The organism is Rhizobium sp. NPDC090275, from assembly GCF_044772225.1.
Classification (GTDB): Bacteria; Pseudomonadota; Alphaproteobacteria; order Rhizobiales; family Rhizobiaceae; genus Rhizobium.
This window is the reverse complement of record NZ_JBIVYL010000005.1, coordinates 350316-364164: the sequence shown is the minus strand read 5'-3', so window position 1 is coordinate 364164 and position 13849 is coordinate 350316. Positions and strand designations below refer to the sequence as shown.

13 protein-coding genes are annotated in these 13849 nt (G+C 63.5%); 2 read left to right on the top strand and 11 right to left on the bottom strand.

The annotated features are described in order from the left end of the window. The first annotated feature begins 26 nt into the window (after window positions 1-26). A complete protein-coding gene (locus tag ACIQUB_RS15650) occupies window positions 27-1418 on the top strand; it encodes an amidase (RefSeq protein WP_402930515.1) in 1392 nt (463 codons plus the stop codon). Here the strand turns inward: ACIQUB_RS15650 and ACIQUB_RS15645 are convergent. The 3 genes from ACIQUB_RS15645 to ACIQUB_RS15635 all read right to left on the bottom strand — a co-directional run bounded on the left by ACIQUB_RS15645 (window position 1411) and on the right by ACIQUB_RS15635 (window position 4138). Next, on the bottom strand, window positions 1411-2268 hold the full coding sequence (locus ACIQUB_RS15645; RefSeq protein ID WP_113239486.1) for an NlpC/P60 family protein: 858 nt from the start codon (window positions 2266-2268) through the stop codon (window positions 1411-1413). The two genes, ACIQUB_RS15650 and ACIQUB_RS15645, sit on opposite strands and share 8 nt — an antisense overlap. A 16-nt stretch (window positions 2269-2284) precedes the next feature. Beyond that, entirely contained in the window at window positions 2285-2629 is a 345-nt protein-coding gene (locus ACIQUB_RS15640; RefSeq protein ID WP_018899175.1) for a helix-turn-helix domain-containing protein, read from the bottom strand. Window positions 2630-2749: 120 nt separating this feature from the next. After that, the gene (locus ACIQUB_RS15635) at window positions 2750-4138 is read right to left on the bottom strand and encodes a M17 family metallopeptidase (RefSeq protein WP_113239477.1); all 1389 of its coding nucleotides are present in this window, start codon (window positions 4136-4138) and stop codon (window positions 2750-2752) included. A gap of 144 nt (window positions 4139-4282) precedes the next feature. Between ACIQUB_RS15635 and ACIQUB_RS15630 the strand changes: the two genes are divergently transcribed. Next, window positions 4283-5113 carry a tetratricopeptide repeat protein gene (locus tag ACIQUB_RS15630; protein ID WP_113239476.1) on the top strand — a complete coding sequence of 277 codons (831 nt, stop codon included), beginning with the start codon at window positions 4283-4285 and terminating at the stop codon, window positions 5111-5113. 5 nt (window positions 5114-5118) lie between these two features. On the opposite strand, the gene ACIQUB_RS15625 is transcribed toward ACIQUB_RS15630, so the two are convergent. The 8 genes from ACIQUB_RS15625 to cpaB all read right to left on the bottom strand — a co-directional run bounded on the left by ACIQUB_RS15625 (window position 5119) and on the right by cpaB (window position 13746). Next, window positions 5119-5697 (bottom strand): LysE family translocator, encoded by a 579-nt coding sequence (locus ACIQUB_RS15625; RefSeq protein WP_113239475.1) that lies wholly within the window; start codon window positions 5695-5697, stop codon window positions 5119-5121. 162 nt (window positions 5698-5859) lie between these two features. Further along, entirely contained in the window at window positions 5860-6843 is a 984-nt protein-coding gene (locus ACIQUB_RS15620) for a type II secretion system F family protein (protein WP_113239474.1), read from the bottom strand. A gap of 13 nt (window positions 6844-6856) precedes the next feature. Next, window positions 6857-7864 (bottom strand): type II secretion system F family protein, encoded by a 1008-nt coding sequence (locus tag ACIQUB_RS15615; RefSeq protein WP_113239473.1) that lies wholly within the window; start codon window positions 7862-7864, stop codon window positions 6857-6859. 4 nt (window positions 7865-7868) lie between these two features. Continuing rightward, a complete protein-coding gene (locus tag ACIQUB_RS15610; protein WP_113239472.1) occupies window positions 7869-9341 on the bottom strand; it encodes a CpaF family protein in 1473 nt (490 codons plus the stop codon). Between the two features lie 22 nt (window positions 9342-9363). Continuing rightward, window positions 9364-10641 (bottom strand): CpaE family protein, encoded by a 1278-nt coding sequence (locus ACIQUB_RS15605; protein WP_113239471.1) that lies wholly within the window; start codon window positions 10639-10641, stop codon window positions 9364-9366. A gap of 17 nt (window positions 10642-10658) precedes the next feature. Further along, complete coding sequence (locus tag ACIQUB_RS15600) at window positions 10659-11396, bottom strand: CpaD family pilus assembly protein (RefSeq protein ID WP_113239470.1); 738 nt, start codon at window positions 11394-11396, stop codon at window positions 10659-10661. Window positions 11397-11413: 17 nt separating this feature from the next. Next, window positions 11414-12919, bottom strand: a complete 1506-nt coding sequence (locus tag ACIQUB_RS15595) for a type II and III secretion system protein family protein (RefSeq protein WP_113239469.1) — start codon at window positions 12917-12919, stop codon at window positions 11414-11416. A gap of 11 nt (window positions 12920-12930) precedes the next feature. After that, entirely contained in the window at window positions 12931-13746 is an 816-nt protein-coding gene (cpaB, locus tag ACIQUB_RS15590; protein WP_113239468.1) for a Flp pilus assembly protein CpaB, read from the bottom strand. Between the last annotated feature and the right edge of the window lie 103 nt (window positions 13747-13849).

The window sequence follows — 13849 nt, the reverse complement described above, 5'->3', positions numbered from 1 at the left end:
ATGATGTCATTTTGAAAGACCGCGCCATGACCGAGATCGACCTGAGTATCCGAGACCTGAAGCGGCACTTTGCGACGAAGAACCTGTCTCCGCTGGAATACTGGCTGGCGCTGGAGCCGCATATCGCCGCCTGGGAGCCGCACATCGCCGCGCTCTATCTCTACGACCCCGACGCCGCCCGCGCGCAGGCCAAGGCCTCCACCGAACGTTGGGCGAAGGGCGAGACGCTCGGCCCGCTCGATGGCATTCCGGTCACGCTGAAGGAGCTTATTGCCACGAAAGGCCAGCCCGTCCCGCTCGGCACCAGGGCCGTGGAGCTGACGCCGGCGCTCGACGACGCCCCCATCGCCGCCCGCATGCGCGAGGATGGCGCCATCATCTTCGCCAAGACGACATGCCCCGATTACGGCATGCTCTCGTCCGGCCTGTCGAGCTTCCACCCGCTCAGCCGCAACCCGTGGGATGTCAGCCAGAACCCCGGCGGCTCCAGCGCCGGCGCCTCGGCGGCGGCGGCAGCCGGCTATGGCCCATTGCATATCGGTACCGATATCGGCGGCTCCGTGCGGCTTCCGGCCGGCTGGACCGGCACCTTCGGCTTCAAGCCCAGCCACGGCCGCATCCCGGTCGATCCCTATTATGTCGGCCGCTGCGCCGGGCCGATGACGCGTACGGTCGATGATGCGACGCTCGCCATGGCAACGCTGTCGCGACCGGACTGGCGCGACGGCACCAGCCTGCCGCCAAACGACATCGACTGGACCGATCTCGACATCGATCTTTCAGGCATGCGCATCGGCCTGATGCTCGACGCCGGCTGCGGCCTCGATGCCGAGGACGAAGTGAAGGCGGCGGTCGTTGCGGCGGCGAAACAGTTCGAGAAAGCCGGCGCCGTCATCGTGCCGGTCGGCCCGGTGCTGTCGCGGGCGATGCTCGATGGTCTCGACAATTTCTGGCGTGCCCGCTTCTGGGGCGATATCGAGGGGCTGAGCGAGGAGCGCCGGGAGAGCATCCTTCCCTATATCTACAGCTGGGCCAAGGGCGGAGCCGATGTCAGCGGCGTGGCCGCCGTGAAGGGCTTCAACCAGACGATCGAGATGCGCAAGGCCTGCGGCGCGCTGTTCGAGACGGTCGATGCGGTACTCTCGCCGACCAATCCCATCGTCTCCTATCCGGCCGAATGGGCCTCGCCGACCAATGATCCGGCCCGCCCCTTCGAGCACATCGCCTTCACCGTCCCTTGGAACATGTCGGAGCAGCCGGCCTCGTCGATCAATTGCGGCTTTTCCCGATCCGGCATGCCGATCGGCCTGCAGATCGTCGGCCCCCGCTTCGACGACATGAGGGTCCTGCGATTGTCCAAGGCCTTCGAGACCTGGTCCGGCGGCGTCACCGTATGGCCGAAGCCGCCGGTTACATGATCGGGCGGCGGTAGCCGTTGGGCTGCTCGTAGAGCCAGCCGATGCGCTGGACGGCCTCTTCGAAATTCTCGCGTACCACCGTCATGGTGTGGCCGGTCGCGTGCAGGATTGTTTCCGCATCCTCCATGATCGCCACATGCCCCTTCCAGAACACCAGGTCGCCGCGCCGCAGCTCCTCGCGCGCAATCGGTGCGCCCAGTCCAGCCGCCTGCATGTCGGTATCGCGCGGCGCGGCGCGGCCGGTCATCAGCATGGAAAGCTGCACCAGGCCGGAGCAGTCGATCCCGAGCCCTGAGCGTCCGCCCCAGAGATAGGGCGTTTCGACAAAGCGGGCGGCGATATCGACATAGTCCTCGCCGTCAAGCGCGCCGATCGGCTGCACATGCTTGGCGAAGATCGCCGTGCCGTCTTCCAGCGTCACATAGTGGTTGCCGCGCGCCTCGGCGGTGCCGGCAACGGCGACGCGGCTGCCCATCGAAAGAATGTCGTTATAGGGTTTGCGCAGCTCCGGCTCGCGATAGAGGAAGGTGCGCTGAACGGTGACGATATGGGTCGGCCCGGGCCCCTTATCGCTCACCGCGCTCTCGGGCAGATAGCCGACGTAATTGTCCGACCGCGCCTTGATCCAGCACCATCCCTCGGCGCGGTCGAGCACGGTCACGTCCTCGCCGAACAAGAGCTCGGTGTCGATACCAACGGTCGCGTCAGGTCGCGGCCTTAGCCCCACGACCGGCACTGCAATGCGCGCCGGCGTCCCGTCGGTAAAGCGCTGCGCCGTGACCTGCCCTTCCAGCCCGCGCTCGGCGAGGTCTTCCCTGAAGGCGTGAAGGCGGCGGTCGAGCGTGGTCATGGTCTTGTCCTCAAAGTCACAGCCGGCGCCCGTGCTCGCGCACACGGTCGCCCAGTTTTTCCAGGTAAAGCGCGCCGCCCACGGTACGCTTGATCAGCACGTTGCGCCGGTCGCTGTCATCGCGCACCCGGTCCACCAACCCCATCTCGCCCATCGTATCGAGCGCGCGGGTGATGACCGGTTTGGTAACGTTGAGCTCGGCGGCCAGCCCGCGCACGGTATGCGGCGGCGGCACGAGATAGATATGCAGCAGGATCGCCATCTGGCGCAATGTCAAATCGCGGTCGTCGTGGCGAACCTGGTCGAGCGAGACGCCATGCCAAAGCCCGAGCGCCTGCGATGCGGTCAATTCGATCGGCACGGCCCCTCCCGCATTCGTTACGCCTGCGTTCCATTTTCCGGCACGTATCCGCACAACGCAATGGGGCGGCTGATCTGCCGCCCCACAGGGTGAATAAAATTTTAACGATCGCGACGCGCTCTAACGAACGCTCTCGCGGATGTGGTGGTAAAGCGCCCGGATCGCCTGCGCCTCGCCGCCGCCGGGCGAGTGCGGACGCTCCGAAGGCGCCCAGCCGTAAATGTCGAAATGCGCCCAGCTCTTGGCATGGCTGACGAAGCGCTTGAGGAACAGCGCCGCCGTGATCGCGCCCGCCATGCCGCCTGCCGGTGCATTGGTGATGTCGGCGAACTTGGCGCGGATGTCCTTTTCGTAGCCGGCATAGAGCGGCAACCGCCACAGCGGATCGTCGGTCTCGATACTCGATTCCATCAGGTCGCGGGCGAGATCCGTATCGTCGGTGAAGAAGGGCGGCAGGTCGGGTCCGAGCGCCACGCGCGCTGCCCCCGTCAGCGTCGCCATGTCGATCATCAGGTCGGGCTCTTCCTCGTCGGCATAAGCAAGCGCGTCGGCGAGGATCAGCCGACCCTCGGCATCGGTGTTGTCGATCTGCACCGTCAAGCCCTTGCGGCTCTTGTAGATGTCGCCAGGGCGGAAGGCGTTCGACGAGATCGAGTTCTCGACCACGGGAATGACGACGCGGAGGTCAACCTTCAGCTTGGCATCCATGATCATCAGCGCCAGGCCCATGACGTTGGCAGCACCCCCCATGTCCTTCTTCATCAGAAGCATGGAGGAGGCGGGCTTGATGTCGAGACCGCCGGTGTCGAAGCACACGCCCTTGCCGACGAGCGTGATCTTGCGATGGCCCTTCTTGCCCCAGCGCAGTTCCATCAGGCGCGGCGCGTCGGCGCTGGCGCGGCCGACCGTGTGCACGAGAGGGAAATTATGACGGAGATCGTCGCCCGAGATCACCGAGATCTCCGCCTTGTAATGCGCCGCAAGCCCGCGGAACGCCGCTTCCAGCTCGTTCGGACCCATGTCGTTGGTGGGGGTATTGATCAGGTCGCGCGCAAGGAACACGCCGGCCAGTTGCCGCTTGATATCGGCGGCATCCGCATCGCGCGGGATCATCAGCGTGCCGGCCGGTTGCTTTTCGGATTTGTAGCGGTCGAAACGGTAGCTCCCGAGGCCGAAGCCGAGCGCCAGCCGGTTGGCCGTCAGCGGCGCCGTCTCGATATGCCAGTCGCCCGCCGGCAGCGCGCGCGCCAGCTTGCCGGTGATATAGGGGTGTTCGGAAGGATTGGTGCCGAGGCCGAACAGCGCACCGCCGAGATGGCCTTCCGCCGTCGGGATCAGCAACAGCGAGCCGCTTTCCGCCTTGTAACCCGCCTTTTTCGCCCAATCGAGCGCGATCGGATCGATCGTCCCGGTTTCGATATGCGCCGGTGTGACGGCGAAGATCGGCAGGGTCGAGCCGCCCTTGCTACTGAAGGGGGTCGGTCTCTCTATGAACTGGAACGGCGGCATTGTTTATCCTTCGGGGGCGTCCGGGAATCGCATCTTAACGTTCCGTTAGGGTTAACAGACTATTGCTTGAGCGTAGATTGCGTCAAAGCCTTTCCCTGTTCCGCTTTTAGGTCAGGCGCCGATTTCTGATTTCAGGAAACCGCGATGACTGCTTTGGTCGACACTTATTCGAAAACCCGTCTTCTCCAGTGTGCGGCAATCGCGATGCTGGCCCTGATGCTGGCCGGCTGCAACACCACCAAGGACAAGATGACGACGGGCTCGATCCCGGTCGCGCTGAACAAGCCGGTCGAGACGATGAACGATCAGGAAGTGCGCTCCGCCACCGATCGCGTCGGCCAGGCCTACGAGAAGAACCCGCGCGATCCCGTCAACGGCGTCAACTACGCCAATCTCCTGCGCATGCAGGGCAGGGACGCCCAGGCGCTCGCCGTCATGCAGCAGGTGGCGATCGCCAATCCGCAGGATCGCAACGTGCTTGCTGCCTACGGCAAGGCGCAGGCCGCCGCCGGGCAGTTGCAGCAGGCGCTTGACACCATCGGCCGCGCCCAGACGGCCGACCGTCCTGATTGGAAGCTCGTCTCCGCGCAGGGCGCCATCCTCGATCAGCTCGGCCGTTCGAGCGAGGCGCGCCAGCGCTATCGCGACGCGCTCGATCTGCAGCCGGGCGAGCCGTCGATCCTCTCCAATCTCGGCATGTCCTACGTGCTGACCCGTGATCTCAGGACCGCCGAAACCTATCTGCGCCAGGCAGCAAGCCAGCCGACGGCCGATAGCCGCGTGCGCCAGAATCTCGCGCTCGTCGTCGGCCTGCAGGGCCGCTTCCCGGAAGCTGAAAAGATCGCCCGCGGCGAACTCTCGCCGCAGCAGGCCGATGCCAACGTCGCCTATCTCCGCTCGATGATGTCGCAGCAGAATTCCTGGCAGAAGCTCGCCGCCAAGGATGTCGGCACCGAAGCAAGCAGCGCCAACTGACCAGTCTAACGGCCGCTCAGGCCTGACACGACAAGCTGCAGGCCAAGTCCGGCCATGACGGCGCCGGCCGCGCGGTCGATCCACTTCTTCGCGGCGAGATAGATCCGGCGCGGGTGCCGGGCCGAGAAAGCCAGCGCCACGATCGTGTACCACCCGGCCTCGACGGCAAAGACGCCGAGCGGGATCGCCACGAACAATTCCAGCGGAATGGTCTTCGGCAAGAGAGCCGCGAAAATGCTGGCATAGACGACGATCGTCTTCGGATTGCTGACCTGCGTCAGGAACGCCGTCATGAAGCTGCGGCCGATGGCGCGGCTGGCGGCGGTCGTCTCGCCGATCTCAAGCGGCTCCCCGGCGCCGCGCCAGATCCTGTAGGCGATATAGGCGAGATAGAGCCCGCCCATGATCTTCAGCGCCAGATAGAGCCAGCCGAACTGCGAGAGCAGGGCGGTCAACCCCGCCAGAGCCAGGATGCTGAACAACACCCCGCCGAGACCCATGCCGACGGCCGCCGCAAGCCCGTCGATGCGCGAGCGCGACACGGCGATCCTGGAAACGAGAACGAAGCTGGGCCCGGGGCTCATCGCGCCGATCGAGAGCGTTGCGAGAATGCTGAGAAAGACGCTGAGCTACGACATGGCGATGGTCCGTGGATGGGGGTGACGTGATCCAATGTCACACGACCCCGCATAACGGTCCATCCTAAAAATCGGTGGTGTGGAAACGCCGGCTGACGATCGATGCGCTTAGAACCGGTCTGCGACCTGGATGCCGGCCGGTCCGAGAATGACGGCGACCAGAACCGGCAGGAAGAACAGGATCATTGGCACGGTCAGCTTCGGCGGCAATGCGGCGGCCTTCTTCTCCGCCTCGTTCATGCGCTCGTCGCGGCCTTCCTGCGCAAGGACGCGCAGCGCCTGCGAGATCGGCGTCCCGTAGCGGTCGGCCTGCATCAGCGCCTGCACGACCGACTGCACGATCGGGATCTGCGTTCGCGTACCGAGATTTTCGAGCGCCATGCGGCGATCCGGCAGGAAGGAAAGCTCTGCCGTCGTCAGCACCATTTCTTCCGCGAGCGGCGGAGAGGCCTCGCCGAGTTCTTCGGACACGCGCCGCATCGCGGCTTCGATCGAGATACCGGATTCGACGCAGATCAGCATCAGGTCCAGCGCATCCGGCCAAGCACGCTTGATCGAATGCTGCCGCTTTTTCATCTTGTTGGAGATGAAGATATTCGGTGCGTAGAAGCCGAGATAGGCGAAGAAGAGCGTTGCGAGGAAGCGGATCGGCGTTGGCTTGTCGGCGAGGTGATCGAGGCCGAACACCCAGAAAATGGCAAGCGCGAAAAAGCAGAAGGGCAAGAGGAAACGCGCCACCAGGAACATGTTGAGCGCGTTTTCCGAGCGATAGCCGGCGGCCTTCAGCTTGTTCATGGTGTTTTCGTCGACCAGCGCCTCGCGCAGGTTGAAGCGCTCGACAATCTGGCGAACCGAACGGTTGTTCTGTGTGCGCAGCGAAGCCTTGCCCGTCGTCTCGGCATTCATTCGCGCGCGTTCGCGGGCGCGCATCTGTTCGCGCTCCGTCGATACCGCCTTCATGCGCTGGTTGAGATCGCCGCGCTCGAAGAAGGGGATGGCGAGCGTGTAGAGCGTCGCGAACACCGCCAGCGCCACCAGCACCGCGATCAGCATCGAGGGGTCGGTCAGGGAACTCGCAAGATCGGACGACATCGCATTGCCTCTGTTAGATATCGAAATTGACCATGTTGCGCATGACGAAGATGCCGATCGACATCCACACCGCCGAAGCGCCCATGATCAGGTGACCGCGCGGGTCGGTGAAGAGAACCATCATGTATTGCGGTGACGTCAGGTAAACGAGCGTCGCGACGATGAACGGCAGCGCGCCGATGATGACCGCGGACGCCTTGGCTTCCATTGAGAGCGCCTTGACCTTGGCCTTCATCTTCTTGCGCTCGCGCAGCACCTTTGCGAGGTTGCCGATCGCTTCGGAGAGGTTGCCGCCCGCCTGAGATTGGATGGCGATAACGATCGCGAAGAAGTTCACTTCCTGCAGCGGCATGTGGTTGCCCATGCGCGTGCAGGCATCGGGCACGCTGAGACCCACCTGCTGGGATTCGACCACGCGCCGGAACTCGCCCTTGACCGGTTCCTTGCCCTCGTTGGCGATCAGGCGGATCGCGTCGTTGAGCGGCAGGCCGGATTTGATCGATCGCACGATAACATCGAGCGCGTTCGGGAACTCGTCGAGGAACTTGTTCTGGCGGCGCTTGATCAGGAAGCCGAGGATCCAGCGCGGCAGCCCGAGCCCCGCCACAACAGGCAGCCCGAGCACCACCATGGTGGGGGCGCCGGCCAGGAACGCGACGAACATCAGGATAAAGCCGAAAATGCCGCTGAACATGTAGAAGCGGCTGGGTGTGATCGAGAGGCCGGCCTGCGTCAGCCGTGATTTCAGCGTCAGCTTTTTCTTGGCGTTTTCCTGCTGCCGCTTCTCAAGATCCTTCAGGTTGTCCTGCATCGACTTGCGGCGCTTCGACATTTCCTGGACACGGTCGCGTGCGGCCTTGACGTTCTGCTTGTCGAGTTCGGCGGATGCCACGCGGCTGACGCGGCTTGCCGCCTTCTTTTCGGTTTCCATCCGCGAAAAGAGCAGGCCGTAACATACCGCGCCGGCCGAAATGGCCACGAGCAGCACGATACCCAGCACGATCGGATCGAAACCGAACATAATCTTAATCCTTCGACTTCTCTTCCATTTCGTCGAGCGCCGCGGCGAGCCGCTTCTCTTCGTTGTAGTAGCGGGCGCGATCCCAGAAATTCGGCTTGCCGATACCGGTCGACTTGTGCCGGCCGATGATCTTTCCGGCCGCGTCTTCGCCCTCGATCTCGTAGCGCATCAGATCCTGGGTGATGATCACGTCGCCTTCCATGCCGATCACCTCGGTGATCTGCGTGATACGGCGCGAGCCGTCGCGAAGACGCGCGGCCTGGACGATGACGTCGACCGAGTTCGAGATGATCTCGCGAACGGTCTTGGCCGGCAGCGAATAGCCGCCCATGGCGATCATTGATTCGATACGGCTCAGGCATTCGCGCGGCGAGTTGGAGTGGATCGTGCCCATCGAGCCGTCGTGGCCGGTGTTCATCGCCTGCAGGAGGTCGAAAACCTCGGGTCCGCGCACTTCGCCGACGATGATGCGTTCGGGGCGCATACGCAGGCAGTTCTTGACGAGATCGCGCATGGTGATCTCGCCTTCGCCTTCGATATTCGGCGGGCGGGTTTCCAGACGCACCACATGCGGCTGCTGCAGCTGCAGTTCGGCCGTGTCCTCGCAGGTGATGACGCGCTCGTCGCGATCGATATAGTTGGTGAGGCAGTTCAGAAGCGTCGTCTTGCCCGAGCCGGTACCGCCGGAGATGACGATGTTGCAGCGGACGCGGCCGATGATCTGCAGCAGCGTCGCGCCCTCGGGCGTGATCGCCCCGAAGCGCACCAGCTGGTCGAGCGTCAGCTTGTCCTTCTTGAACTTACGAATGGTGAGCGCCGGACCGTCGATGGCGAGCGGCGGCGCGATGACGTTGACGCGTGAGCCGTCGGGAAGACGGGCGTCGCAGATCGGGCTCGATTCATCGACGCGGCGGCCGACCTGGCTGACGATACGCTGGCAGATCGAAAGCAGCTGCGCGTTGTCGCGGAAGCGCACTTCCGATTCCAGCGTCTTGCCGCCCACTTCGATGAAGGTCTTGCCGGAGCCGTTGACCATGATGTCGGCGATGTCGTCGCGCGCCAGGAGCGGTTCCAGCGGACCATAGCCGAGAACGTCGTTGCAGATATCGTCGAGCAGCTCTTCCTGCTCGGAGATCGACATCGCGAAGTTCTTGATCGTGATGATATCGTTGACGATATCGCGGATTTCCTCGCGCGCGCTCTCGCCATCGAGCTTGGCGAGCTGCGACAGGTCGATCGTGTCGATCAGCGCCGAGAAGACCTGCGCCTTGGTGTCGTAATATTCGTCGGTGCGGGCAGGGCGCTTGCGCTGCGGCGTCTGCATCGGCGGCGGCGCCACCTGCTGGCGGGTCTGCTCGCGCTGCGGCTCGACGAAGACGGCAGGCGCCGACGACGAGGAAGGCGCAGCAACAGGCGGCGGTGGCGCGATCGTGCCGCCCGCCTTACCAGATCCTTCGTTTCCGCGTTTTCCGAACATGCCTTATTCCACTTCTGGTGGGCTACTTGCGTTTCAGGAGGCTGAGAAGACTGCTCTTCCTCGCCTTCTTGACAGCGATGCGCCCGGTAACGATGTGCGACAGCTGCGAGAAGGTCTCGGCCGTCGGCGATTTCGGATCCATCTCCGAGATCATCCGGCCGCTATTGGCAGCCGTTCCGAACAGGTTGCTGTCGAACGGGATGATGGCGACGGGCTCGCATTCGAGCGGCTCGCAGAAATCCGACGGGCTGATCTCGGGACGCTTCGGCATGCCCACCTGGTTGAGAACGAGGTGCGGCGCCTTGTCGTTCGGCCGCATCTTGCGCAGCGCGTCGATCAGGTTCTTCGTGTTGCGCAGATTGGCGAGATCTGGCGATGCGCAGATAACCACCTCATCGGCGGCAGCCAGCACCGAGCGGGTCCACTCCGACCAGGCGTGCGGGATGTCGAGAACGGTCACCGGCGCACTGCGCTGCAGCACTTCCATGACCGGCTGGAAAGCGTGTCCGTCGAAATCATAGGCGCGGTCGAGGATCGACGGTGCCGCGAGCAGGGAGAGATTCTCCGAGCACTTCGTCAGCAGGCGATCGAGGAACATCTCGTCCAGCCGCTCCGGGGCATAGACCGCTTCGGCAATCCCCTGCGTCGGGTCCTGGTCGAAGTCGATATTGGCGGTTCCGTATGGCAGGTCGAGATCGGCGAGGATCGTCTCGGTCGAAAACAGCCGTGAAATACCGAAGGCGCAGTTATGCGCGATGGTGGATGAGCCGACGCCGCCCTTGGCGCCGATGAAGGCGATGCTGCGCCCCAATGGCTCGGCATCGGGATCGACGAAGATCGTCGCCATCGCCGTCATGATGTCGGGCATCGCAACCGGCTGGACGATATATTCGGAGATGCCGTTGCGGATCAGCTCGCGATAGAGCGCGATATCGTTGTGGTACCCGACGATGATGACCTTGGTCGAGGGGTCGCAGACCGCTGCCAGCGGCGCGAGTTCGTTGAGCAGGCCGGCGCTGCTGGCGCGTGTTTCGAGAATGATAAGGTTCGGCGTCGGCGCGCTGGCAAACATGTTGGCCGCGGCCGCGATGCCGCCGCTGGTGATGCGCAGACTGACCTTCGACAGGCGACGGTCGTTGCCGCAGCGTTCCATCACCCGCTGCAGTTCTTCGCTCTCGCAAAAGGCGTGGACAGAGATGCGCGGAAGCGGGCGCATGTTGTCCAACTCGCCCATGCGCATGGCCTCTTCGGCTTGCTGGAGGTCGGCGGTGTTCGTGATGTCGTATTCAACCGTGCTCATCGTCAATCCTGACCTGATCAGAAGCTGCCGGCAGCATTGTTGCTGGTGGAGTCTTCGATGTTCGAGGTGCGTTCGCGATATTCCTTGATGGCGGCGTTGCGGCGTGTCGCATCGATCGGCGTCATGCCGCGCGGCGCGACGAGATCCTCAGGATTGGCGATCTGTGCCGCGAGGTTGTTCTGGGTCGCGCAGCCGAAATTATAGTAGTTCTGGTTGCTGAAGTCGTTGATCATGTCCTTGGGCCACTGGCCGCACTGCGAGGTCATTGCGGTCGTGCCCACGAAGGTCAGCCGGATCGGCGCCGCGTCCTTGGCGTCGAGCGTCACGTAGGAGCTGTTGACGATTTTCGAGCTCGCGATGCCGCGTGCGGAGAGTTCGGCGCGCACCTGGCCACGCAGCTGGCGAGCCGCGTTGGAGTTCGGCGATCCCTCGGGCGTCAGCAGGTAGACCGGGCCGGTGGCGCGCGAGCCGTAGTTCTGCGCGAAGCCGCGGATCATGTCTCGCTGCGCGGTGTTGAGCCGGCGGTCTGTCGAGGCGACAGGGATGTCCACCGACTGTTCGGCTTCCGTCACCACGATCGGATGGCGCTGGCGGTAATCATCCGGAATGCCGCCCGTCGTCAGGTCGTCGCGCGAGGCGCAGCCCGAAAGCAGGGCGGCCGCGATTGCGGCGGCTGCGATAAGCGGTGTCGAAAAGCCGCGGCGGCGGGCGCTGGTCTTGATCTTGGCCATAGGCGTGTCTCTGTGTTGTGCCATTGCTGATCCCGCTTCGCTCATTTGTAGATGAACCCGATTGAACCGTGGAACTGGGCGTCGGCGACCGGCGTCTTGCCGCCATAGACCTTGTTGACGCGGTTCATGAAGAATGCTGCGCCGTCGTTCTCCGGGCTGAAATTGTCGTCAGGCCGGTTCAGCTGATTGCGGGCGACGGGACGCACGAGATAAGGCGTTGCGATGATGACGAGCTCGGTCTCGTCGCGCTCGACCGTGCGCTGGCGAAACAGGGTGCCGAGCAACGGAATCTTGTTGGCGCCGGGCGTTCCGTTCGAAGTCTGCGCGACGTTGTCGCGGATGAGGCCCGCCAATGCGATCGAGCCGCCGGAGGGGAGTTCGACGGATGTCTCGGCCGAACGGCGCTGGTAGGTCGGTGCCGAACCGCTGACCGAAGGTGCCGGTTCAGACACGTTGGTCTTGATCTCCAGGCTGATGCGGCCCGAAGAAAGCACAACAGGCTTGAAGGCAAGGCTGATACCGTAATTATAGGGGGTGACGGTGACGTTGCCGTCGTTGTCGGTCGTCGAGTAGAGAACCTGACCACCGGAGTTGAACGTTGCCGCTTGTCCGGAAATGGCGGTCAGCGTCGGCTCTGCCAGCGTCTTCACGACTTTCGCCTGTTCCAGTGCGCTCAGGTAGGTCGAAATATCGTATTTGCCGATCGAGCTCTTGAACAGCGCCGCCAGTCCGCCGCCGAGCGTTGCGGTCGAGGCGCTGCTGCTGGGAGCGCCAAGCTGAGCAACGCTGAGGCCGCCGGAGTTGGAGACCAGATTGTCGAAGCCGATCTGCTTCAGAATCTCGCGGCGAACCTCGGCGATGGTCACCTTCAGCGTGACCTGGTCTTCACCCTCGATCTGCAGCAGGTTGATCACCTGCGACTGCTGGCGGTTTTCCGCAAACAGAGCAACCGATCCGTCGCCGCCGCTCTGGCTGCTGGCCGTCTCCGTGCGCGTCGTCGCCTCACCGCCCTTCAGGAAGACGCCGGCCAGATCAGCCGCCTGCGCTGCGTCCTGCGGCGTGCGCACTGTGCCGGTCAGCACGATGTTATCGGAGACGATCTCGACGTTGATGTTGGAATCGGGAATGAAACGGCGCAGGTTGTTCTGCAGGCCGCTGACGTCGCGTTCGATCGCGATATCGAGGCTGACGATCTGCTGGCCATCGGCGCCGAAGATGAAGATGTTGGTCTGCCCGACCGTCTTGCCGAAGAGGTAGATGCGCCGCGAGGAACGCGTCACCGCATCGGCCATTTCAGGGTCGGAGACGAGAATATCGTGCGCATCGACGGGAAGGTCGATGACAATAGCCTTTTTCAGGCCGAGCTTGAGGCTGCGATGTGCGCCGGGGCCAGTCTGCGTGATGTTGACCATGCCGTCGGCGGCCGCCTGTGCGGTGCTGACACCGATGATAGGCGCGAGAAAGCCCGGCGCGACGCCGGTAAAGCCGATCGTCAACGACAGGCAGCCTGCCATCAGATGTTTCATGTGCCGTGTTGAGTTGCCCATATCCGTTTCCTCTACTCGGCTTTCGAAGGCGCGCTGTCGGTGACGATGGCGCCTGACTTGATGACCTGAACGATGGAGCTACCGTTGTCGCCGCTGAGCAGGTAGTCGGCGGCCTTGGTATCCGGCTCGCGGGCGTCGGCGACCGAGCGCAGTGCCAGCGAGAGGCGGTCGGCCATCTGCTGGGCAACCGCCAGAACCTTGGTCTGGTCGGGTGTCAGTTCCAGCGTCGCGGTCGTACCGACCACGGCCTTGGAGCCATCGTCCTTTTCCTGAACCTGCTGGTCGATCGCGAGTACGCGCACGTTATTGAGCACGGTCTCGGTCAGATACTTGTCGCCGGTCTTCTCCTTGCGCACCATGATCACGTCGACGCGGTCGTTCGGCAGAATGAAGCCGCCGGCGCCCGTCGCGACCGAGATCTCGGTTGCGACGGCCCGCTTGCCCGAGGGCAGCAGCGACGACATGATGCGGCTGTTGGAATCGGCGATCTTTTCCGCGCGGATCGGCTCACCTTCGAAGATCGGCATGCGCACGACGGCGCCCTGCAGGTCCTTGATCGCATCCGGCTTGTCGGTTTCGGTGATGAAACCTTGTACGACGCCACCCTGTGGCCAGGCCATCCAGTGCGCCGCCTTGTCGTCGAGCCGTGCGCCGACGGGAAGATTGGCGCTGGAGACCAGCACGTTGACGGTCGGTTCCTTCTCGACCACCTGCTGGACCTGGGTCACGACCGATCCGCCACGGCCGGCAAGGCTCATCGCCAGAACGCCGGCCAGACCGGCGGCGACGACGGCCACTCCAAGGATCAATATGCGGGCGGGTTTCATCAGCGTTCCCCAGGGAATCGAAATATTCGTTCCGGAGAATTGGCTCCAATTGGTGTAATTATAGTTAACGAAAGACTTCGATCTTAGGTTAACAAGCGCTTAA